This is a genomic window from Leucobacter sp. G161 (genome assembly GCF_001482305.1).
Taxonomy (GTDB): domain Bacteria; phylum Actinomycetota; class Actinomycetes; order Actinomycetales; family Microbacteriaceae; genus Leucobacter.
Genome location: NZ_LOHP01000053.1, coordinates 72,848 through 94,114 on the forward strand (window position 1 = coordinate 72,848; position 21,267 = coordinate 94,114).

General features: G+C 64.2%; 20 protein-coding genes and 1 tRNA gene. 14 read left to right on the forward strand and 7 right to left on the reverse strand.

From position 1 onward, the window contains the following. Positions 1-36: 36 nt before the first annotated feature. The gene (locus AUL38_RS06085; RefSeq protein ID WP_059060098.1) at positions 37-435 is read left to right on the forward strand and encodes a DUF485 domain-containing protein; all 399 of its coding nucleotides are present in this window, start codon (positions 37-39) and stop codon (positions 433-435) included. Then, positions 432-2,051 (forward strand): cation acetate symporter, encoded by a 1,620-nt coding sequence (locus AUL38_RS06090; RefSeq protein WP_059060099.1) that lies wholly within the window; start codon positions 432-434, stop codon positions 2,049-2,051. The genes AUL38_RS06085 and AUL38_RS06090 overlap by 4 nt, the downstream gene beginning before the upstream one ends. Before the next feature lie 130 nt (positions 2,052-2,181). On the opposite strand, the gene AUL38_RS06095 is transcribed toward AUL38_RS06090, so the two are convergent. Continuing rightward, on the reverse strand, positions 2,182-2,778 hold the full coding sequence (locus AUL38_RS06095; protein ID WP_235590626.1) for a helix-turn-helix transcriptional regulator: 597 nt from the start codon (positions 2,776-2,778) through the stop codon (positions 2,182-2,184). Positions 2,779-3,165: 387 nt separating this feature from the next. Here AUL38_RS06095 and AUL38_RS06100 point away from each other — a divergent pair, with 387 nt between their 5' ends. Further along, positions 3,166-3,546 (forward strand): DUF485 domain-containing protein, encoded by a 381-nt coding sequence (locus AUL38_RS06100; protein ID WP_059060104.1) that lies wholly within the window; start codon positions 3,166-3,168, stop codon positions 3,544-3,546. Further along, positions 3,543-5,186: a cation acetate symporter gene (locus tag AUL38_RS06105; protein ID WP_059060106.1), complete on the forward strand. Its 1,644-nt coding sequence runs from the start codon at positions 3,543-3,545 to the stop codon at positions 5,184-5,186. Before AUL38_RS06100 ends, AUL38_RS06105 begins: the two co-directional genes overlap by 4 nt. Positions 5,187-5,343: 157 nt before the next feature. On the opposite strand, the gene AUL38_RS06110 is transcribed toward AUL38_RS06105, so the two are convergent. Genes AUL38_RS06110 through AUL38_RS06120 form a run of 3 tightly spaced genes read right to left on the reverse strand, consistent with a single transcriptional unit; the run spans position 5,344 to position 8,777 of the window. Beyond that, positions 5,344-6,150: an enoyl-CoA hydratase/isomerase family protein gene (locus AUL38_RS06110; protein WP_059060108.1), complete on the reverse strand. Its 807-nt coding sequence runs from the start codon at positions 6,148-6,150 to the stop codon at positions 5,344-5,346. Further along, positions 6,147-7,370, reverse strand: a complete 1,224-nt coding sequence (locus AUL38_RS06115) for a CaiB/BaiF CoA-transferase family protein (protein WP_059060110.1) — start codon at positions 7,368-7,370, stop codon at positions 6,147-6,149. Before AUL38_RS06115 ends, AUL38_RS06110 begins: the two co-directional genes overlap by 4 nt. Positions 7,371-7,394: 24 nt before the next feature. Beyond that, the gene (locus AUL38_RS06120; protein ID WP_059060112.1) at positions 7,395-8,777 is read right to left on the reverse strand and encodes an SLC13 family permease; all 1,383 of its coding nucleotides are present in this window, start codon (positions 8,775-8,777) and stop codon (positions 7,395-7,397) included. A gap of 140 nt (positions 8,778-8,917) precedes the next feature. Here AUL38_RS06120 and AUL38_RS06125 point away from each other — a divergent pair, with 140 nt between their 5' ends. From AUL38_RS06125 to AUL38_RS06150, 6 genes are all read left to right on the forward strand, one after another. Beyond that, positions 8,918-9,670 (forward strand): IclR family transcriptional regulator, encoded by a 753-nt coding sequence (locus AUL38_RS06125; protein ID WP_059060114.1) that lies wholly within the window; start codon positions 8,918-8,920, stop codon positions 9,668-9,670. 45 nt (positions 9,671-9,715) lie between these two features. Further along, positions 9,716-11,011: a histidine--tRNA ligase gene (gene hisS, locus AUL38_RS06130; protein ID WP_059060116.1), complete on the forward strand. Its 1,296-nt coding sequence runs from the start codon at positions 9,716-9,718 to the stop codon at positions 11,009-11,011. A gap of 95 nt (positions 11,012-11,106) precedes the next feature. Then, positions 11,107-12,387 carry a phosphopyruvate hydratase gene (eno, locus tag AUL38_RS06135; protein WP_059060119.1) on the forward strand — a complete coding sequence of 427 codons (1,281 nt, stop codon included), beginning with the start codon at positions 11,107-11,109 and terminating at the stop codon, positions 12,385-12,387. Between the two features lie 27 nt (positions 12,388-12,414). Then, positions 12,415-12,876 (forward strand): septum formation initiator family protein, encoded by a 462-nt coding sequence (locus tag AUL38_RS06140; RefSeq protein ID WP_059060121.1) that lies wholly within the window; start codon positions 12,415-12,417, stop codon positions 12,874-12,876. Beyond that, positions 12,873-13,355 (forward strand): DUF501 domain-containing protein, encoded by a 483-nt coding sequence (locus AUL38_RS06145; protein WP_059060123.1) that lies wholly within the window; start codon positions 12,873-12,875, stop codon positions 13,353-13,355. Before AUL38_RS06140 ends, AUL38_RS06145 begins: the two co-directional genes overlap by 4 nt. Positions 13,356-13,564: 209 nt before the next feature. Beyond that, positions 13,565-14,905 (forward strand): NAD(P)/FAD-dependent oxidoreductase, encoded by a 1,341-nt coding sequence (locus AUL38_RS06150; RefSeq protein ID WP_059060125.1) that lies wholly within the window; start codon positions 13,565-13,567, stop codon positions 14,903-14,905. A gap of 93 nt (positions 14,906-14,998) precedes the next feature. On the opposite strand, the gene AUL38_RS06155 is transcribed toward AUL38_RS06150, so the two are convergent. Continuing rightward, entirely contained in the window at positions 14,999-16,468 is a 1,470-nt protein-coding gene (locus AUL38_RS06155) for a helix-turn-helix domain-containing protein (RefSeq protein ID WP_059060127.1), read from the reverse strand. 124 nt (positions 16,469-16,592) lie between these two features. Between AUL38_RS06155 and AUL38_RS06160 the strand changes: the two genes are divergently transcribed. Further along, on the forward strand, positions 16,593-18,428 hold the full coding sequence (locus AUL38_RS06160) for a phosphoenolpyruvate carboxykinase (GTP) (RefSeq protein ID WP_059060129.1): 1,836 nt from the start codon (positions 16,593-16,595) through the stop codon (positions 18,426-18,428). Positions 18,429-18,546: 118 nt separating this feature from the next. Further along, positions 18,547-18,620, forward strand: a tRNA-Leu gene (locus AUL38_RS06165). 22 nt (positions 18,621-18,642) lie between these two features. On the opposite strand, the gene AUL38_RS06170 is transcribed toward AUL38_RS06165, so the two are convergent. Continuing rightward, positions 18,643-19,419 (reverse strand): IclR family transcriptional regulator, encoded by a 777-nt coding sequence (locus tag AUL38_RS06170; RefSeq protein WP_059060132.1) that lies wholly within the window; start codon positions 19,417-19,419, stop codon positions 18,643-18,645. Between the two features lie 145 nt (positions 19,420-19,564). Here AUL38_RS06170 and AUL38_RS06175 point away from each other — a divergent pair, with 145 nt between their 5' ends. Beyond that, positions 19,565-20,272 (forward strand): CoA transferase subunit A, encoded by a 708-nt coding sequence (locus AUL38_RS06175; RefSeq protein WP_059060133.1) that lies wholly within the window; start codon positions 19,565-19,567, stop codon positions 20,270-20,272. Between the two features lie 2 nt (positions 20,273-20,274). Beyond that, the gene (locus tag AUL38_RS06180) at positions 20,275-20,913 is read left to right on the forward strand and encodes a 3-oxoacid CoA-transferase subunit B (RefSeq protein ID WP_059060135.1); all 639 of its coding nucleotides are present in this window, start codon (positions 20,275-20,277) and stop codon (positions 20,911-20,913) included. An 81-nt stretch (positions 20,914-20,994) separates the two neighbouring features. Here the strand turns inward: AUL38_RS06180 and AUL38_RS06185 are convergent. Then, a partial coding sequence (locus tag AUL38_RS06185) for an LPXTG cell wall anchor domain-containing protein (protein ID WP_059060137.1) occupies positions 20,995-21,267 on the reverse strand: 273 nt, incomplete at its 5' end.

The following is a 21,267-nucleotide window of genomic DNA, read 5'->3' on the forward strand; positions in this document are numbered from 1 at the left end:
ACCATTTTGATCCACACCGTGAGGCAAGGAGGCCCCATGCATACAGATCCAACAGGTGGTGAAGGTAGCGCCGAAGCGCGCCCAGACACCCCAATCGACTACGAAGCGTTCCAAGCACAACCCGAGTTCCAAGAGCTCAAATCGCGGTTCCGCCGCTTCACCTTCCCACTCGCAGTCGCGTTCATCGTCTGGTTCCTCGGCTTCGTCTTGCTCGGCGCCTACAACCACGCGTTTATGGCGCGGCCCCTGCTCGGCATGAACGTCGGGCTCTGGCTCGGCCTGGCCCAGTTCGTCACGACCTTCGGCATCACCATGTGGTACGTGAGTTTCGCGAACCGGCGGTTGGACCCCGCCTCCACCGCACTGCGAGCTGAGCTCGAAGCGCTCGCCGCAGCTGGCGACGTACCGACGACCACACCGGGAGGCGCACGATGAATCACGCCACGATGTTTACCGCGCAAGTTTCTGGGGATCAGAATCCCGTCCTGAATATTTCCATCTTCCTGGCATTCGTCGCCGTGACGATGGTGATCGTGATCCGTGCGAGCCGCAACAACCGCACCGCCGCAGATTTTTACGCGGGAGGGCGGTCGTTCACTGGCCGCCAGAACGGCATCGCAATCGCTGGCGACTACCTGTCGGCGGCATCGTTTCTCGGCATCTGTGGCGCCATTGCGATCTACGGCTACGACGGCTTCCTCTACTCGATCGGATTCCTCGTTGCGTGGCTCGTCGCACTGCTCCTCGTCGCTGAGCTCATGCGCAACACCGCGAAGTTCACGATGGCCGATGTGCTCTCGTTTAGGCTGCGCCAGCGCCCCGTGCGCATGGCGGCCGCGCTGACGACACTCGCGGTCTCGTTCTTCTACCTCCTCGCGCAGATGGCCGGCGCCGGCGGGCTCGTGTCGCTCCTGCTCGGGGTGGACGACAAGCTCGGGCAGTCGCTCGTCGTCGCCGTCGTCGGCGTCGTGATGATCCTGTACGTCCTCATCGGGGGCATGAAGGGCACGACCTGGGTGCAGATCATCAAGGCGGTACTGCTCATCGCGGGCGCCGGCGCGATGACGGTCTGGGTGCTCGCGCTCAAGGGATTCAACTTCGCAGCCGTGCTTGAGGCCGCGGTCAATCACCCGGAGAACGTCAACGGTGACGCGATCCTCGCGCCGGGGCTGCAATACGGCGGCAACCCGCTCGACTTTGTCTCCCTCGCGCTCGCGCTCGTGCTCGGCACCGCCGGCCTCCCGCACGTGCTCATGCGGTTCTACACGGTGCCAACGGCGAAGGAAGCACGCCGCTCGGTGGTCTGGGCGATCTGGCTCATCGGCATCTTCTACCTCTTCACGCTGGTGCTCGGCTACGGTGCGGCCGCACTGGTCGGCCCGGAAACCATCATGAACGCGCCCGGCGGACAGAACTCGGCAGCACCCCTGCTGGCTGCCGAACTCGGTGGACCGCTGCTGCTCGGGTTCATCTCGGCAGTTGCGTTCGCGACGATCCTTGCCGTGGTGGCGGGGCTCACGATCACCGCGTCTGCGTCGTTCGCGCACGATATTTACAACAGCGTCATCAAAAAGGGAAAGGCCACGGCGAAGCAGGAGGTGCGCGTCGCAAAGATCACCACGCTGGTCATCGGAGCGGCAGCGATCCTCGGCGGGATCGGCGTGCAAGGACAGAACGTCGCGTTCCTCGTCGCACTCGCCTTCGCAGTAGCGGCCTCGGCGAACCTCCCCACCATCCTGTACTCGCTCTTCTGGTCGAATTTCACGACTCGTGGGGCCGTGTGGTCGATGGTGGGCGGTCTGCTCGCAGCCGTGCTGCTCATCGCCTTCTCGCCGGTGGTATCGGGTAACGAGACCGCCATGCTTGGGGCTGGTGTTGACTTCGCCATTTTCCCGTTGAAGAATCCGGGCATCGTGTCGATCCCGCTCGGCTTCTTCCTGGGATGGATCGGCTCGGTGACCGATCCGAATCGTGAATCCAAGAAACTCGCCGCCGAAATGGAGGTGCGGGCCCTCACCGGATACGGTGCAGAGCCGCCAGTCAACCACTAACGTGCACGGCGAAGCCCCGGGACGCTCGATCATTCGAGTGGCCCGGGGCTTCGCCGTTACCCGCGTGCGACCCGCGGATCGTTCTGACGGCCCCGCACGGACGGCAATGAAAACCCGCGGCGACCCTTGGCTATGGGATGAGGCCGAAGCCACGCGCAGCTGCGACGGCAGCGTGGCGGGTTGAAGCCTCAAGCTTGCCCATTGCGGTCTTCAGGTAGCTCTTCACAGTGCTCTCAGCGATGCCGAGCACCACTCCAATTTCCGCATTCGTTCCACCCAACGCCGCGTGTGTGAGCACGTCGAGTTCCCGATCCGTGAGGTGGATCGTGTCGTGCGGCTGCGACCCACGGCCCAGACCAGCGAGCCGGTGTTCCAATGTTGATAGGCGTGCACGTGCGACTGGGTCGGTGGTCTCTGCTGCGATCCGCCGGATCTCCGCGTGGCTGTTACGCAGTTCTTCGAGAAGCGGCCCCGGGAGTTCTGGTGCCGCCGGCTCTGGGGAAGCGGGGGCCCTGGCATCTTCCGTGCGAATCTCGTCCGCGAGCGTATGGGACACGGCAGCTGCTGCGCGCAGGAACGACTCGTCAGGCGGAGCCTCACCACGGGTTCCGCCGTAGAGGACGGCGCGGGTCTCGCCCTCGACGACGACTGGCACAGCGACGAGCATCACGATGTCTTCGGCGCCGATCTCGACATCGTAGTCGTGGCTGATTTGGCGCGAGGACATGTAGTCCCTGGTGAATCGTGGTCGGTGCTCAACCATGGCCTTCCCGCCGAGCCCCCGCCGGTTCGCCACGCGCAGGCCCTGCAGGCTTAACCCATGGGTTCCGCTGAGCGCAGTTACCGTGGTTATACCGTGAGACTCATAGCCTCCGAAAGCGAGTGGAAATCTAGTCGCGCGCGAAAACTCTGTAACGGCGTCCTGAATGATTTGCTGACTCGTTTCGCTGAGAGAAGACATCACCGGCTTCCCAACTTTCGGGGGTACTACATGCATATCACGGTTTCTAGCATCGGAACCAGACCGCATAGCCGTGGTTCTCAAGGGGCGAGCCGTTCACTGTAGAACGGATGCTCTGCACCTTGACATCCGGAGGAGGGCAAGGAGGCCCAAATGTCCGACGAAGATGCCCCAACGGTGGAAGGTGCAGCACCCTCCATCGACTACGAGGAGTTCCAAGCCAGACCGGAATTCCAAGATTTGAAACACCGCCTGCGGAAGTTCGTATTTCCGCTCGCGGGCGCATTTCTTGCCTGGTTTTTACTGTATGTGTTTCTCGGCGCGTATGCGCACGAGTTCATGGCCCAACCGCTGCTCGGCATGAATGTCGGGATCTGGTTTGGCCTCTTGCAATTCCTGACCACGTTCGCAATCACGACCGCGTATGTGATGTACACGAACCGGCGCATCGATCCGCTCGCGGAGTCGTTGCGCGCTGAGCTCGAAGTGATGGTCCCCACGATCGACGTTGAAGTTGAAGGAGACGTGAAATGAACGTGACTGAATCTTCAAGCTTTGCGGCAATCGGGCCGTTCAAAGCAGCGAGCGCAGCTGAACAAAACCCTGTCCTGAACATCTCCATCTTCCTGCTGTTTGTCGCGGTGACCATGGTTATCGTGGTCCGAGCGAGCAGGAACAACCGGACAGCGGCCGATTTCTATGCCGGTGGCCGGTCATTCACCGGTCGACAAAACGGCCTTGCAATTGCGGGGGACTACCTCTCCGCGGCTTCCTTCCTCGGGATCTGCGGGGCGATCGCAGTGAACGGCTACGACGGCTTCCTCTATTCGATTGGATTCCTCGTCGCTTGGCTCGTTGCGCTCCTGCTCGTCGCCGAGCTCATGCGCAACACCGCGAAATTTACGATGGCCGACGTGCTCTCGTTCAGGCTCAAGGAACGGCCAGTACGTATGGCGGCATCGCTCACGACACTGGCGGTCACATTCTTCTATCTGCTCGCACAGATGGCCGGTGCTGGCGGGCTCGTCTCGTTGCTGCTGGGCGTCGATGCGGGATGGGGCCAATCGCTGGTGGTTGCGATCGTCGGGCTCGTGATGATCCTGTACGTGCTCATTGGTGGCATGAAGGGCACGACCTGGGTGCAGATCATCAAGGCGGCTCTCCTGATTCTTGGTGCCGCAGCCATGACTATCTGGGTACTCGCACTCAAATGGTTCAACTTCGCGGCGGTGCTGGAAGCAGCCGTCGCAAACCCCGAGAACACGACTGGCGATGCGATTCTCGCTCCCGGTATCCAGTACGGAGCACTTCCCATCGACTTTGTGTCGTTGGCGCTTGCCCTCGTGCTCGGCACTGCCGGTCTGCCGCACGTACTCATGCGGTTCTACACGGTGCCGACGGCGAAGGCAGCACGCCACTCTGTGGTCTGGGCGATCTGGTTGATCGGGATCTTCTACCTGTTCACACTCGTGCTGGGCTACGGCGCAGCCGCATTCGTTGGGCCGGAGACCATTGTTTCGTCCCCGGGAGGTGTGAACTCTGCAGCTCCGCTGCTCGCGGCTGAGCTTGGCGGTCCAGTGCTGCTCGGGTTCATCTCCGCGGTTGCGTTCGCGACGATCCTCGCGGTCGTCGCCGGGCTCACGATTACCGCGTCCGCGGCATTCGCGCACGACATTTATGCGAACGTGATTAAGAAGGGCAAGGTGACGCAGAAGCAGGAAGTCCGTGTCGCACGGTACACGACCGTGGTGATTGGCCTCGTCGCGATCGCTGGCGGAATCGGGGTGCAGGGCCAGAACGTTGCCTTCCTTGTGGCACTCGCATTCGCGGTCGCAGCGTCGGCGAACCTGCCGACGATCCTGTTCTCGCTGTTCTGGAAGCGCTTCACTACACGCGGCGCAGTGTGGTCGATGATCGGGGGCCTCGTCACGGCAGTCGGACTCATCATCCTCTCGCCCGTGGTCTCCGGCTCTCCGAACTCCATGTTCGGAGAGAACATCGACTTCGCGATCTTCCCGCTGTCGAACCCCGGCATCATCTCGATCCCGGTCGGGTTCCTCCTGGCCTGGATCGTGTCGATCACCGACAAGACCGTTGAATCTAAGAAACTGGCGGCCGAAATGGAGGTGCGTGAGCTCACCGGGTACGGCGCAGAACCGCCCAGCTCCCACTAACCGAGTGGCTGTCGCGCGACCAGCTGTGCGGCTGCCCACCGCGGCAATACCCCGACACCATTGCAGATGGTGCCGGGGTATTCCTGTCCGACGAAGTGTCCCGGGAAGCGCGTGGTGGGGCTGCGCCTTGACCGGCGACGGGAGTGCTGATCTCGGGTCAATGCCAAGTGAAGTCTGGTTTCTGCCCGCTGAGGAAAGCTGTCCGGCCCGTAGCGAAATCGGGGTTGTCTGGCATGTCCTCCCACACCGCAGCCCACTCATCGTCGAGGGTGTTCCCGCCGCGACCCTCTGCTCCGGTGCCCGCATCGATGAGCCGCTTGGTGGTGTGTACCGAGTACGGTGAATTTACCGCAATGCGAGCGACGAAGCCGGCACTCTCAGAAGCGAACTGCGCCGCAGGAAGCAGCGTGGTTACGAGCCCCCAGCGCTCCGCGTCGACAGGCGAAACCCTTGTGCCGCTGAACAACAGATACTTTGCGCGGCTGGCGCCGACGAGTCGCACGAGGCGGTCGACGCCGCGTCGCGGGTAGACGATGCCGATGAGCGCGGGGGTAATCGCGATTTTCGCGTCGTCAGAGCACAGCACGATGTCGCACGCTGAGGCGAGTTGCCAACCGCCCCCCATGCAGACTCCTTGGACGAGGGCGACGGTTGGCTTTGTCGCGGCACCGAACGCTACGTCGGCAGCGGTGAGATGGTCGAATCCGGTGCGACCGGCGGGATCGCGATCCGAGGTATCGAAGAGGACTCGGGGAAGCTCGGCGATGTCGGCCCCCGCCGAGAAATCCCCATCTGCGCCGGCGAGGGTGATGACACGAACATCTGGGTTCTCGTCAAGTCGCGCCACAGCTGCAGCGAGTTCGTCGCACAGCTCCGGCGTCACCGCGTTGCGCTTGTCTGGACGATGGATTTCGATCGCCCCGATCCAGTTGTGCACTGAGACGCGGATCTGTCCGGCGGTCAACGCTGGACTCCGGTGTTGGGGTGTCCGGCAAGCACGCCATTTGCGATGAGGGTGTCGATCTCGCCCTGTGGAAGGCCCAGTTCGCGAAGTACGTCTTGCCCGTGCTCGCCGAATAGCGGCGGCGGGAGGTGGACGCCGGTCGCGGCGCCGTCGAGGCTCAGTGGGCCGCGAAGTACCCGAAGGTCGCTTCCGTCGCCACGCACGGTGTCGGCGATCATCCCGAGCGCTGCGGTGTGCGGGTGCGCGAACACCTGACCGTAGTCGTGGATCGCGCCGCAGGGAATCCCGACGGCATTGAGCGCTTCGATCCACGCCTCAGCCCCCTCGTTCGAGAGGATCTCGGTGATGAGGTTGTTGAGCACTGCGCGGTGCTCGGTGCGGTCTCGCCCCGTGGTGAAACGTGGGTCGGCAAACAACGATTCAGCGCCGAGCGTGTCGCAGAAGTTCCGCCAGTGCGACGGGGTTGTCACCGCGACCACGATCGGTTCGGTGCGAGTCGCAAATACGCCGTACGGGGTGATGCTCGGGTGATCGTTGCCTTGGGGGCGCGGCACCGATCCGTTCGTGAGTGCTCCCTGCCCCTGAAATACCGAGAGGCTCAGCGCCGTCTCGTAGAGCGAAGTCGAGACGCGGCCAATCCGGTCGTCAGGGGAGCTCTGCCGTTCTCGCCCCAGGAGTGCAGCGAGCAGGCCGATTGCGGCCGTCATCCCGCTCGTCAGATCCACGATCGGGAGGCCGACCCGGTAGCCGCTCGCATCTGCCGGGCCGGTGACCGACGTGATGCCGGACACAGCTTGGATCACCTGGTCGAGCCCGGGCCGCTCGCTGAGCGGCCCGGTGTCCCCATACCCGGTCACGGAAGCGACGATGAGCCTGGGATTGAGTTCGTAGAGGCGCTCCTCGGTGTAGCCCATGGCAGCAAGGGTTCCCGGCTTAAAGTTCTCAACGAGTGCATCAGCGCCCTGGAGGAGACGGTCGAGCACCGCCGTGCCAGCGGCGCTGTAGAGATCGAGCGCGATGGACCGCTTGTTTCGGTTCACCGAGTCGAAGTACAGACTGTGCTCTCCCTCAAACGGGGGCCAAGCGCGCGCAGGGTCGCCGCTCCGCCCGGACTCGACTTTGACGATATCTGCGCCGAGGTCAGCGAGCAGCGCCGTGCAGTGGGGGCCGGCGAGTGCTCGGCTGAGATCGATAATGCGAACAGAACTCAAGGGAAGCATGGTGGATCCGTTTCGGGTTGTGGCTTAGAGCATCGTGGGGAGGACAAGCACACCGACGAGCAAGACCGGCCCGACGATGACCATGGAGAGCCCCCAGCGGGTCAGTAGGCGGTTCATTCGTGGACGTTCGTCTTCGTCGACGGTCGCCACGAGGGTCGCCCCGACCGTGGAGAACGGGGAGACATCGACGATCGAGGAACAGACGCCGAGCGCCGCAATGACAGCCCAGCCAGCGATGTCGCCTGAAGCGACGAGTGGAATCGCGAGCGGCACCAGTGCCGCGAGCATGCCGGTAGTCGACGCAAAGGCGGAGATGAGGCCGCCGATGAGGCAGATGACGAATGCCGAGAGCAGGGGAGTGCCCACATTGCTTGCGGCCTCGCCCAGTAGGTCGACGGCTCCCATGTGTTCGAGGACCCCAACGAAGGTGATGATGCCGCCCACCATGAGCACGGTCGACCAGTCGATCTTTGAGACCGCAGTCTTACCCGCGCTCGGGTCGATGATCGTGAGCACCGTGCCGAACGCAAAGCAGAGCACACCAATGTCGGGGGTGAGGCCGAGCGCAGCCAGAATGATGACGCTTGCGATGAGCCCGAGCATGCACAGCACCGTTGCGACCTGCACCCCGCTCATACGCGCGAGCGCGGGCTGCAGCAGCTTGGGATCCTCGAGCGTCTGGATGCCAGAGGTGACCGCATGGCGGCTCTGGGCTGCGTGGCCCTCGTGCTCGAACGGGTGCTGCGGGTTCGGCTTCGTGGCGCTCAGGTGCGGGAGGTCGTCGGGGACCAGGCCGGCTCCGCGCCTCCGGAAGAGTGCGAGACCGCCGAACATCACGTATGCCGCAGCGAGGAGCAGCAGGTTCGTGCCCAGCGCGACCGCGAATAGAACGAGCGGGTTGAGGTCGATGTCAACGGAGTGGGCCGTGCCGTACGTCACGATTCCGAAGAGGCTCGTCGGGGCGAAGGCGCCGGCGCTCAGCCCGCAGCCGATGGCGAGCCCCATGAGCATGCGGTCGATCCCGTATTTCTTTGCGAGCGGCATGCCCACTGGGGCCATCACGAGGCCGGCGAGGGGGGAGCCCATGGCGCTGATGCCGGCGGTGAGGATGAAGAATGCGAGGGGGAGGAGTGCCGCGCGATCGCCAACGACGCTGATTGCGCGCTCAATGATCCTGTCAACAGTGCCGTTCGCTTGCGCGATTCCGAAGAAGTAGGTGACGCCGACGAGGAGGACGAGCAGAGATACGGGGAACCCCGCGATCACGTCTGGCAGACTCATTTGGGCGAGCCAGAGCCCCACTGCGGCGGCGGCCGCAAACATAATGACGCCGAGGTGGACCTTACGCAACGTTGCGAGGACGAACACTCCGACGAACAACAGCAGTGCGATGATTTGGGCCGTCATTGGCCAACCTTTCACTCAAGAGTTCGGGAACGAGAATTCACCACTGGTTCACTAGATAAACCAGTGGTTCACTTCGCGTTCCGACTAACGTATGTGCTTGTCAGCTTTCCGTCAAGGCCGGTACGCGCAATGATGGAACCATGAGTACCCAAAGTGTGGTGACCGCTATCCGCGTGATCGAAGCAGTCTCAGATGAGCAGCCGGTCGGGCTGTCTGAGCTCGCGCGCGAACTCGATGCGTCCAAAGCCACGGTGCTGCGTGCCCTCACGACCCTCGAGGGCTTGCGTTGGGTGGAGCAGAACGACTCAAGCAAGCTATGGTCGCTGACCGCGCACGCCTACGCTGTCGCGGTCAGAAGCGGCGCTATGAGTACCCTTCGAGACATTGCGATCGCGCCGATGAACGCGCTACAGCTCGCAACGACCGAGACGGTGCACCTCGCGATTCCAGACGGGGACATTCTCATCCTTGCCGAGCGGCTGGACACGCCGCACGTGCTGCGCGCCTTCCTCCCGCTGGGGAGCAAGATCCCACTGCACGCCTCTGCCACCGGGCTCGCATACCTCGCCGCTGCGGAAGACGCGTATATTCACCGCTACTTCGAAAGCTCGCTCGACAGTGTCACGGAACGGACACTCACCGATCGCACTGTGCTTCTCGACGAGATCCGGGCCGTACGCGCCAGGGGGTACTCGATCAACGAGGAGGGGCTGAGCACGGGAATCACGTCGCTCGGGGCGGCAATTCTCGGTCCCGGAGGGGACCCGCTCGGCAGCGTCTCAGTGTCCGGCCCGTCGAGCCGCATCGTCCCAGAGCGTTACGCGGAGTATGGTGCGGCCGTGCACGAGGCGGCCCGTGCGATTGGCCGCGCGGCCGCGCCGGGCGCGCGCTGACCCCGCCGTGCTCGAACCGTGCCACAACATGGAAGAATGGAGCGCATGGCTAACCCAGTGAACCCGCCGCGCGGCATGCGCGACTTCCTGCCCGCCGACAAGGCCCGTCGCGAGCACGCGCTCGGAATCATCCGGGGCGTCTATCGCTCGCACGGCTTCGACGAGATCGAAACGCCCGTCGTCGAGGATCATGCGCGGCTGCATTCGGGCCTCGGGGGAGACAACGAGAAGCTGAGCTTCTCGATTCTCAAGCGCGGCATCAAACCGGAGGCGCTCGCCGCAGCTGTCGACGCCGGCGACCCCGAACAGCTTGCCGACCTCGGCCTGCGCTTCGATCTCACCGTGCCGCTCGCGCGCTTTTACGCGACGCACCGCGCAGAGCTGTCGCCCGTGTTCCGCTCGATCCAGATCGGGCCAGTGTGGCGCGCCGAGCGCCCGCAGAAGGGGCGCTACCGCCAGTTCGTACAGGCGGACATTGACATTATTGGCGAGTCCGGCGTCATCGCCGAGATCGAGCTCATCACCGCGACGTCGCAGGCGCTCGCGCAGCTCGGCCTCAAGGACTGCGTGATCCGCGTGAACGATCGACGGATCCTCTTCGGGCTGCTCGATCACTGCGGTTTCGCCGCAGAAGAGCAGGCTGGTGCGCTCATCACGATCGACAAGCTTGACAAGATCGGTGTCGACGGCGTGACCGCCGAGCTCGCCGAGACGAACGCCGCGGCCGCTGAGGCCATGCGTGCGATCCTCACGGGCGTTGACGCCGCGCTCGAAGCGGGCATCCCCGTGACCCGCGAGGCAATCGCGTCCGTGCTGCCCGCTGGCGCTGCCGAAGAGGGCGTCGCGAGCCTCGTCACGCTTGGCGAGGCGCTCGCCGGCGGCCTGCCGGAGGGCGTCGAGATCCGCTTCGATCCGACGCTCGTGCGTGGCATGGGCTACTACACCGGCACAATCTTCGAGATCGCGCACCCCGGATCCGGATCCTCCGTTGGTGGCGGCGGCCGCTACGACGGCATGATCGGCCGCTTCCTCGGCCAAGACGTGCCCGCCGTCGGGTTCTCCATCGGATTCGAGCGCGTCGTCGACCTCATCGAGGTCGACTCGAGCGCAGGCCCGGAGGCCGTCGCGCTCGTCGCCGACGCCGACGCGTCACTCGACGACCTCATGACGCTGAAGCGGGCCCTCGTCGCCGAGGGATTGCGCGTGCGCCTCGAGAAGCGCCAGAAGAACATGAAGACGCTCGTCGCCCGGCTCGAAGCCGAGGGCTTCAGCCGCTTCGCGAACGTGCGCGCCGCAGTGCGCGACGTCACCGAACTCAGCTGGCGCGATCTCGGCGAGTAATGGCCTGAACTCCCGGGGCTCACACCCTCACACCCTCTACACTGAGAAGAGGCGCGGAACACGCGTCTCATGACTTCCACCACAAGGAGCAAACTGTGGCATTTATCGACGCGGTGATCGCACGCGAGATTCTTGATTCGCGCGGAAACCCGACCGTTGAGGTCGAGGTTGGCCTGACCGATGATTCGGTGGGACGCGCGGCTGTGCCCTCGGGCGCATCGACGGGCGCCTTCGAAGCATACGAGCTGCGCGACGGCGACAAGGACCGCTACCTCGGCAAGGGCGTGCTCAAGGCCGTCGACGCGGTCTTCGACGACCTCGCCCCGGCAATCGAAGGCTTCGCAGCCGACGACCAGCGCATCATCGACACCGTGCTCCGCGAGGTCGACGGCACCGACAACAAGTCGCGCGTCGGCGCGAACTCGATCCTCGGGGTGAGCCTCGCAGTTGCGCACGCCGCAGCCGCGTCGGCCGAGCTGCCGCTCTACCGTTACCTCGGTGGCCCGAACGCATCGACACTTCCCGTGCCGCTCATGAACATCATCAACGGTGGCGCGCACGCCGACACCGACGTTGATATTCAGGAGTTCATGGCCGTGCCGCTCGGCGCTGAGAGCTTCTCGGAGGGTCTCCGCTGGGGCGTCGAGGTCTACCACGCGCTCAAGGCGCTGCTCAACGAGCAGGGGCTCTCGACCGGTCTCGGCGACGAGGGCGGCTTCGCCCCGAGCCTGCCGAACAACGTCGCCGCGCTCGACCTCATCGTCGAAGCGATCAAGCGCGCAGGCTTCGAGCCGGGCCGCGACATCGCGCTCGCACTCGACGTCGCGTCGTCGGAGTTCTACGAGAACGGCGTCTACAAGTTCGAGGGCCAGGATCGCACCGCAGCCGAGATGGCCGCGTACTACGCAGATCTCGTCGACCGCTACCCGCTCGTCTCGATCGAGGATCCACTCGATGAGGACGACTGGGACGGCTGGAAGCACCTCACCGACGAGCTCGGCGCACGCGTGCAGCTCGTGGGCGACGACCTCTTCGTCACGAACCCCGAGCGCCTCGCAGACGGCATCAAGAAGGGGGTCGGCAACTCGATCCTCGTGAAGGTGAACCAGATCGGTACCCTCACCGAGACCTTCGACGCCGTGCAGATGGCGCAGCGCGCCGGCTACACCGCAGTCATGTCGCACCGCTCGGGAGAAACCGAAGACGTGACGATCGCCGACCTCGCCGTCGCGACCGACTGCGGTCAGATCAAGACTGGCGCACCGGCTCGTTCCGACCGCGTCGCAAAGTACAACCAGCTTCTCCGCATCGAAGAGGAGCTCGGCGGCGCAGCACGCTACGCTGGCCGCGACGCGTTCCCGCGTTTCCAGGCGTAACCACACGCCGAAGCTGAGGAGTACACGGTGAAGCACTGGGGCGCAGACATCGCGGCGTGGGCCGCGAGTCTGCGCTTTAGTGTGTTCACCGTGGTCGTGGTCGTCTCGGTCATTGCCGGGGCGTTCATTCTCAGCCCAAACATCTCGACGTTCGTGCAGCAGCAGCGCGAGATCACCCAGTTGCGTGAGAGCGTGCGGCAGCACCGTGAGGCGGTCGAGGAGATCGACGCTGAGCGCTCACGCTGGAAAGATCCGGCGTATGTTCGCGCCCAGGCTCGCGATCGACTCTCGTACGTGTTGCCTGGCGAAACCCAGCTGAGCATCATTTCCGATGTGGTGCTCCCCGTCGAGTCTCAAGAGCAGACGAGCAAGGACTTGACGCACGTCGAACGTAACTGGGCGAAGGACCTGGTTGGTTCCGTGATCGCCTCAGGTACTGCAGTTCCCGATACCCCCACCGAAGACGAAGCCGCAAGGAGCACGAAGTGACCCGGCCCCCATTCCCCGCACCGACACCCGAGGACATCGCGGCGGTGAGCGACCAGCTTGGCCGTGAAGCACGAGGCGTCGTTGGAATCGCAGCGCGCGCGTCCGACGGCAGCCCGACCGTTGTCGCGACGTCACCGCGGCTCCCTGACGGCTCGCCGTTTCCGACGTTCTACTACCTGTCGCATCCCGAGGTCGTTGCAGCTGCGTCGCGGCTTGAAGCTGTCGGGATGATGGTCGAATTCAATGAGATGCTCGCCGAAGACGAGGAGCTCCGCGCCGCATACGCGCGTGCTCACGAGCAGTACATCGCTGACCGTGACTCGGTCGGCGAGGTGCCTGAGCTCGCCGGAATTAGCGCCGGCGGCATGCCCACCCGCGTGAAGTGCCTGCACGCCCTGATTGGGCACGCCCTCGCGGCGGGGCCCGGGGTGAACCCGATTGGCGATCTTGCGCTCGAGCGTTCCGGTTGGGGTGTATAACCGCGCATATCGTGCGGAATGAGTGAAATTCACTCGTAGAATCATCGGTTTGGGTGCGCCAACTCGACGTTTGTGACGATCTGCAGCAACTTTGCAGGTAGGGTGTACTGGGTTGGGTGAATGTTGCCCAGCAGGCTTCCCGCGCGACGTGCGGGCGCACCCTGCACCCTGCAATTTGTGCATATTTGAGCATTCAAGGAGATCGCTTCGTGGCGAAGAAGATTCTGATCGTCGGCGGCGGATACGCCGGCTTCTACACCGCATGGAAGCTCGAGAAGCTGCTCCGCTCGGGCGAGGCAGAGGTCACCATTGTTGACCCGCTGCCCTACATGGCGTACCTGCCGTTCCTTCCCGAGGTGGCTGCTGGCTCGATCGAGCCCCGACACGCAGTTGTTGCGCGTCGCCGCCACCTGAAGAAGACCGCGAACATCGCCGGCAAGGTGACTGGCATTTCGCACGCAACGAAGACGGCGACCATCACGCCGACCGTGGGCGAGGCGTACGATTTTGAGTATGACCAGATCGTCATCACGACCGGTTCGGTCTCGCGCACCTTCCCGATCCCGGGAATCGCGGACCTCGCGATCGGTATGAAGACCATCGAAGAGGCAGTCGCGATCCGCGACCGCATGGTGGGCAACTTCGAGCGCGCAGCGTCGCTGCCCAAGGACTCGGCTGAGCGCGCACGTCTGCTCACCGTCACTGTCGTTGGCGGCGGCTTCGCAGGCATCGAGTCGGTTGCCGAGCTCCGCTCGTTCGCGACCGCGCTGCTGCGCCGCTACCCGGAGATCACCTTCGACGAGACGAAGTTCCACCTCGTCGAGGCAATGGGCCGCATCATGCCCGAGGTCACCGAGGGGCTCGCTGACTGGGTCGTCAAGGACCAGACCCGTCGCGGCGTCGACATTCACCTCGACACGCAGCTCTCCAGCGCTGAGGGCGGCCACATCGAGCTGTCGACCGGCGAGAAGTACGAGTCGGACCTCATCGTCTGGACCGCTGGCGTGATGCCCCGTCCGTTCCTGAAGGGCACCGATCTTCCCATCGGCGGGCGCGGCCACGTGGTCGGCACCCCGTCGCTGCGTGTTGCGACCGAAGACGGCGACATCGTCGAGGGCGCTTGGACCGCGGGCGACACCTCGCAGGTCCCCGATATCTCCTCGACCCCCGGCCCCGGCGGCTTCTGCGTTCCGAACGCACAGCACGCAGTCCGCCAGGGCAAGCTCCTCGCAAAGAACATCGTGGCGACGCTGCGTGGCGAGGGTGTTCACGAGTACAACCACAAGAACGCCGGCGCTGTTGCTGGTCTCGGCATGAACACCGGTGTGTTCCGCTCGGGCAACTTCACGCTGAAGGGCTACGTCGCGTGGCTCGCACACCGCTTCTACCACGGCCTTGCAATCCCGACGTGGGAGCGCAAGTGGCGTGTATTCGGTGGCTGGGTTGGGCACTTCTTCCTCGGCCGCGACATCGTGAACATCGAGGCAGTGACCGAGCCGCGTGCGATCTTCGAAGAGTTCGCTTCGCGTCCGCGCCCCGCTGCTGACTAACAGCTGCTCAAACGAAAAGGCCGCGGTGGATCCTGATGGATCCCCGCGGCCTTTTCGCGTCCCTGCCGCGCCGGCGCCCTGGCCAGTGCGGAGCTACATCGCGGGAGCGTGCTTCGAGAGGAACTCGTACATCGATGTATCGTCGACTCCGGGGAACGTGCCGGTTGGCAGCGGTGAGAGCACGTGCTGGTGCATGCGTGCGCTCGGCCAGGCCTTTCCTTCCCAGCGCTCACGGAGCGCCGGCGGAGCCGTGCGGCAGCAGGACTCGTCGGGGCACGTGGATCGCCTACGAACCTGGGTGTCGCGTCCGCGGAACCACCGCGCATCATCGAATTGCACGCCACAGGCAATGGCGAACGGGCCGAGCTCGGCGTCACCGGGCTGCACGCTCGACCAGTAGGTCCCGTTGGGTGTGGCCGTGAACTGATAAAACTCGCTCGTGCGGTTCTGCCGGTTGAACGCGGTTCGTCCACCCCACTTCGCGCAGAGCAGTTCTCCCTCAATCGCACCGCCCTCGTCCACGGGGAAGGGGAGCCCATCATTCTCGTATCCGCGAACGAGGGTGCCAGCTCCGTCGGTGCGGTAGTGATGCACGCGGAGGTCGAGGTGTCTGGTGGCGAGGTTTGTGAACCGGTGTGCCGCGGCCTCGTGGGTAACGCCGAACGCGTCGCGGAGATCCTCGATCGCGAGATTCCGATCGCGTTTGGCCTGCTGGAGGTACTCAACTGCCCCATCCTCAGGGAGCAGGCAAGCGGCTGCGAAATAGTTGATCTGCAGGCGCTGTTCGAGAAATTGGGCGTAACTTTGCGGCTCGGAGTGCCCAAGCACCCGGTGCGCCATCGCCTGAAGTGCTAGTGACCGCAGTCCGTGCCCCCCGGGAATGGAGGTTGGCGGCAGATAGATGCGCCCATTGTCGAGGTCGGTGATGCTTCGCGTGTTCGGTGGGAGATCGTCAACGAAGATCAGCGTGAATCCGAGAATTTCGGCGAGAATTGCGACATCGCGGTGCGTGACGGCGCCCACGGTGTGGCCAATCCGTCCCATGAGCTCCGTCGCGATCCGTTCGATGTCGGGGAGGTAATTATCGAGCTCCTGCATCTTCATCCGAATCGACGTATTCGCGCGTCGCGCTTCCTCAGAAGTTGTCGCCGCGGCGCGGGTGCGACGTGCGAGTTCGCGGTGTAGGCCAATGAGCGCCTCAAGCGTGTCATCGTTGAGCGCGCGTGGCGAGCGGATCCGGGGGAGCCCGAGCTGCTCGTATCCCGGGGTGCTTTGGGCTCGCTCGAGTTCGATCTCGAGCTCACTGCGCCGGTCGGGAGCATCCGCGTTGAGGAGATCACCCGCGTCGATGTTGAGCGCCCTGGCGATGGACTGGATCAGCGTGAGTTTCGGTTCGCGCTTTCCGTTCTCGATGAGTGACAACTGGCTGGCGACAACACCGACACGGGAACCGAGCTGTTCGAGGGTGAGACCCGCCTCGGTGCGGAAGTGGCGCAGTCGTTTGCCGAGCACCAAACGGTCGATCGTGGCGGCACTGAGGGAGGGTACAGAAACCTGAGGCATAATTTGACTATATGGCAAGAAGTTGAGAAATTGACAGCCTGTTTGGTAATTGTTTACCCGAAACGACGGCCAGAATAGGAATACAAGCCAACTTCGACGGCACCACTAGGGAGAATCCGTAGGCATGAGCAACACAACCCTCGCTTCGATCGCTGAGCTCGTACGCGAGAGCGCTACCACCACCAACCCCGAGATCCTGCAGTGGGTCACCGAGGTAGCCGAGCTTACTCGGCCCGATTCTATTTATTGGTGCGACGGCTCGCAGGACGAGTGGAACCGCATCACGAGCGAAATGGTTGAGTCGGGATCGCTGATCGCCCTCAACAAGAACCTTCGGCCCGGCAGCTTCCTCGCCCGGTCGAACCCGAGCGACGTTGCGCGTGTAGAAGATCGCACGTTCATCTGCTCGGAGAACGAAGCTGACGCAGGCCCCACGAACAACTGGGTCGCTCCAGACGCGATGCGCGCTGAGCTCATGCCCAAGTTCGAGGGCTCGATGCGCGGCCGCACGATGTACGTCGTGCCGTTCTCCATGGGCCCCGTCGGTGGCGCGATCACCCAGCTGGGTGTCGAGATCACCGATTCACCCTATGCAGTGCTCAACATGCGGATCATGACGCGCATGGGGCAGGCCGCACTCGACGGCATCGTGCCCGGGAGCGAGTGGGTACGCACCGTGCACTCGGTCGGCGCACCGCTCGTTGACGGCGCGGAAGACGTCGCGTGGCCCTGCAACGACCTGAAGTACATCACGCACTTCCCCGAGACCCTCGAGGTCTGGTCGTACGGCTCGGGCTACGGCGGAAACGCACTGCTCTCGAAGAAGTGCTTCGCGCTGCGCATCGCCTCCGTCATGGGCAAGAACGAGGGCTGGCTTGCCGAGCACATGCTGCTCCTCAAGCTCACGAACACCGAGACTGGCAAGGACTACCACCTGTCAGCTGCGTTCCCCTCGGCCTGCGGCAAGACAACCCTCGCGATGCTCCAGCCGACCATTCCCGGCTGGAAGGTTGAGACCATCGGCGACGACATTGCATGGCTCCGCCCCGGCAGCGACGGTCGTCTGTACGCGATCAACCCCGAGGCCGGCTTCTTCGGCGTGGCTCCCGGCACCGGCGAGACCACGAACCCGGTGGCAATGGATACCCTCTGGGGCAACACGGTCTTCACGAACGTTGCACTGACCGATGACGGCGATGTGTGGTGGGAAGGCATGACGGACGCGGTCCCGTCGCACCTCACCGATTGGCAGGGTAACGACTGGACTCCTGAGTCGGGCCGCCCCGCTGCGCACCCGAACTCGCGGTTCACCGTGCCGATCCAGCAGACCCCGACGCTCGCCGATGACTGGTTCGAGCACGACGGTGTCCCGCTCGACGCGATCCTCTTCGGCGGACGCCGCGCAACCAACGTCCCGCTCGTCGCGCAGTCGCGCTCATGGAACCACGGCGTCTTCATGGGCGCCACGATCTCCTCGGAGAAGACGGCAGCCCAGGAGGGTACCGTCGGCGAGCTGCGCCGCGACCCGTTCGCGATGCTGCCGTTCTGCGGCTACAACATGGCCGACTACTGGGGCCACTGGCTCGAGATGGGCGAAAAGCTCGGCGACAAGGCTCCGAAGATCTTCCAGGTGAACTGGTTCCGCAAGGGCGACGACGGCCGCTTCCTGTGGCCTGGTTTCGGCGATAACTCGCGTGTCATCGACTGGGTGATCCGCAGTGTTGAGGGCGAGTACGAAGGGCGCGAGACTCCGATCGGCATCGTGCCTGCCGACGGTCAGCTGAACCTCGACGGCATCGAAGAGGTCGCACAGGATCTTGACGAGATTTTCGACATCGACCCGAAGTCGTGGCTCGCAGAGGCCGACCTCACCGAGGAGTTCTTCGCGCAGTTCGGTGACCGCCTGCCCGCAGCTCTGAACGCAGAGCTCGAGGGGTTGCGCAACCGCCTGGGCGCGTAACCACTTCCGTGAGCACGAGCTCCGGCGCGGTGCGAGATCTCTGGATCTCCGCACGGCGCCGGAGCTCTTCTCGTTGCTGGCGCGCGAGAGGCGCCCCGGCTGTGGGAAGATTGAACAGCCCCCTATAGCCCAACTGGCAGAGGCAGGAGACTTAAAATCTCTTCAGTCAGGGTTCGAATCCCTGTGGGGGGACTGCGCGCGGGCCGCCGAGCGGCTACCGCCGCGCGAGCTGCTCGGTGAGCTGGTGCGCGTGGTCGAGGAGCAGCCGGCCGAGTTCGGGGATCCGGTCCGGGGAGAAACGGGACTCGATCCCGGTGAGCGTCAGTGCCCACGCTGGTTGCCCTGAACTGGTGAAGACCGCAGCGCCCATGCCCCAGCTGCCGGGCACGATTAGGCCGGGGTTGACCGCGTAGCCGGTTCGCCGGGTCTCGGCGATTCGCTGCCGGAGTGCTGCCGCCTCGTGCGCCTCGCCGTAGTGCTCGGTGAGGCGCGCGTCCACGAGATAGGCGTCGACGGTGGCTGCTGGCAGAAACGACAAGATCGCGAGCCCAGCCGAGGCGACCCCGAGCGGGAAGCGCTTACCCTCGTGAAGCACGAAGGAGCGGATCGGGAAGTTTCCGTCCTGCCGCTCTAAACACACGGTTTCGCTGCCGCGCCGCACGGAGAAGAACGCGCTCTCTCCGGTGGCGGAGGCGAGGGCGGTGACGTGAGTTCGCGCGATTTCGGTGACGTCGTAGCGGTCTGCTGCGACCGTTCCCATGAGGTACAGCTCGGGGCCGAGGAGCCAGCGGCCGCTGTGTAGCTCGCGATCCACGAAGCCCTCCTCGGCGAGGGCAGAGAGGAGTCGGTGCGCGGTCGGGCGCGTGATCTCAGACTCGCGTGCGAGAGCCGTGGTCGATGCGCCCTCGGGCATCGCGGCGCTGAGTGCGCGGAGGATGCCGGCCACGCGGCCCACCACTTGGGTTCCGGGAATGCGCAACGTAGCGTCCATAATGTGAACGATAGCACGATGATGAATCACGAGGTGAGCGGTTCCAAACCGACGCGCCCGTGGCCCTTGCGCCGCCTATTGCAGGAGTTCTACGCTCGGCATAACGTGGTCGCAGTGACCGCATCGTGAACGGAGGGTGGCGAGGATGGCATCAAAGACCTGGAGCAGCGCGGCAGAGGCAGTGGCCGATGTCGCACGAGACGGCATGACGGTCGCGGTGGGAGGCTTTGGATTGTGCGGGATTCCCCACAATCTCATCGTCGCCCTGCGTGACACGGGGGTGAAAGACCTGACAGTCGTGTCGAACAACATGGGCGTCGACGGTCAAGGGCTAGGACTGCTGTTGGAGAACCGGCAGGTGAGCCGTGTGCTCGGTTCCTACGTCGGCGAGAACAAGCTCTTTGCCGAGCAGTACCTCAGCGGTGAACTCGAGGTCGAGTTCGTGCCGCAGGGCACCCTCGCCGAACGTCTTCGGGCCGGCGGTGCGGGCATCCCGGCGTTCTACACGCCCACCGGGGTTGGCACCCCGATCGCCGAGGGCAAACCCGAGGCCGAGTTCGACGGCAAGCGCGCGATCCTCGAGCGTGGCATCGTCGCTGACCTCGCGCTCGTGCGCGCACACACCGCCGACCCCGAGGGCAACCTCCGCTACCGGCTCACCGCACAGAACTTCAATCCCCTCGTCGCTATGTCTGGCCGCGTGACCCTCGCAGAAGTCGAGCATCTTCAAGCGGAGTACATCGACCCCGAGCTCGTCAACACCCCCGGGGTCTTCGTGCAGCGCATCGTCGCCGTCGAAGATCCTCTCAAAGTCATCGAACAGCGCACCGTACGCACCCGAGAGGCGGTCTAACCATGTGGACACGAGACGAAATGGCCGCGATCGCTGCGGCAGAGCTCGAGGACGGGCAGTACGTGAATCTCGGGATCGGCATCCCGACACTCGTTGCAAATCACCTCCCCGAGGGCGTGAGCGTGATGCTGCAGAGCGAGAACGGCATCCTTGGCATGGGCCAGTTCCCCTTTGAGGGCGACGAAGACCCCGACCTCATCAACGCTGGCAAGCAGACAGTGACACTCGTGCCCGGGGCATCGATCTTTGATTCAGCAACGTCGTTCGGCATGATCCGCGGCGGCCACGTGCAGACCGCGATCCTTGGCGCGCTGCAGGTTGCGGGCAACGGTGACCTGGCGAACTGGACCATCCCGGGCAAACTCGTGAAGGGCATGGGCGGGGCGATGGATCTTGTCGCCGGTACGCCACGCGTGATCGTCATCACAGATCACGTCGCGAAAGATGGCACCCCGAAGATTGTGGCCGCGTGCGACCTTCCCCTCACCGGCGTTGGTGTCGTGAACCGGATCATCTCGGACCGTGCGGTGTTCGACGTTGAAGCCGGGGAGCTCGTACTCCGGCGGATCGCGCCCGGTCACACTGAAGAGGAGCTGCGCGAAAACACCGGAGCGGTGTTCACTGTCGACCTACAAGCGTAACCGCGAGGGCACACACACAGTTGAGGGCGGTTGCCCGCAGGAACTCCTGCGGGCAACCGCCCTCAACTGTGTTCTGAGAGCTTAGGCTCCACTGCGACGGTTACTCAGTCGCCTCGCAACGAGCACGACGCTGCCGAGAAGCAGGATGCTTCCAGCAGCGAGCCCGAGCATCAATTGCTGCTCGCCGCCGCCAGTGACCGGCAGCTTCGGCGGCTTCACGGTTTTCTTCGGCGGATCTACTGTTGCCGTCGGAGGCACTACGGGCCCGGACTGCTGGGTCCAGTCGGCGTAGATGGTGGTGTTGGTGGTGATGGGGGTGGTGAAGTCGTAGGTGGTTCCGGCTTCGGTGACCCA

Coding starts and splice junctions, on each gene's coding strand:
- AUL38_RS06160 (WP_059060129.1), top strand. CDS start 16,593: ATGAGCAACACAACCCTCGCTTCGATCGCTGAGCTCGTACGCGAGAGC.
- AUL38_RS06175 (WP_059060133.1), top strand. CDS start 19,565: ATGGCATCAAAGACCTGGAGCAGCGCGGCAGAGGCAGTGGCCGATGTC.
- AUL38_RS06180 (WP_059060135.1), top strand. CDS start 20,275: ATGTGGACACGAGACGAAATGGCCGCGATCGCTGCGGCAGAGCTCGAG.
- AUL38_RS06090 (WP_059060099.1), top strand. CDS start 432: ATGAATCACGCCACGATGTTTACCGCGCAAGTTTCTGGGGATCAGAAT.
- AUL38_RS06095 (WP_235590626.1), bottom strand. CDS start 2,778: ATGTCCTCGCGCCAAATCAGCCACGACTACGATGTCGAGATCGGCGCC.
- AUL38_RS06125 (WP_059060114.1), top strand. CDS start 8,918: ATGAGTACCCAAAGTGTGGTGACCGCTATCCGCGTGATCGAAGCAGTC.
- AUL38_RS06120 (WP_059060112.1), bottom strand. CDS start 8,777: ATGACGGCCCAAATCATCGCACTGCTGTTGTTCGTCGGAGTGTTCGTC.
- AUL38_RS06155 (WP_059060127.1), bottom strand. CDS start 16,468: ATGCCTCAGGTTTCTGTACCCTCCCTCAGTGCCGCCACGATCGACCGT.
- AUL38_RS06100 (WP_059060104.1), top strand. CDS start 3,166: ATGTCCGACGAAGATGCCCCAACGGTGGAAGGTGCAGCACCCTCCATC.
- AUL38_RS06105 (WP_059060106.1), top strand. CDS start 3,543: ATGAACGTGACTGAATCTTCAAGCTTTGCGGCAATCGGGCCGTTCAAA.
- hisS (WP_059060116.1), top strand. CDS start 9,716: ATGGCTAACCCAGTGAACCCGCCGCGCGGCATGCGCGACTTCCTGCCC.
- AUL38_RS06170 (WP_059060132.1), bottom strand. CDS start 19,419: ATGGACGCTACGTTGCGCATTCCCGGAACCCAAGTGGTGGGCCGCGTG.
- AUL38_RS06115 (WP_059060110.1), bottom strand. CDS start 7,370: ATGCTTCCCTTGAGTTCTGTTCGCATTATCGATCTCAGCCGAGCACTC.
- AUL38_RS06085 (WP_059060098.1), top strand. CDS start 37: ATGCATACAGATCCAACAGGTGGTGAAGGTAGCGCCGAAGCGCGCCCA.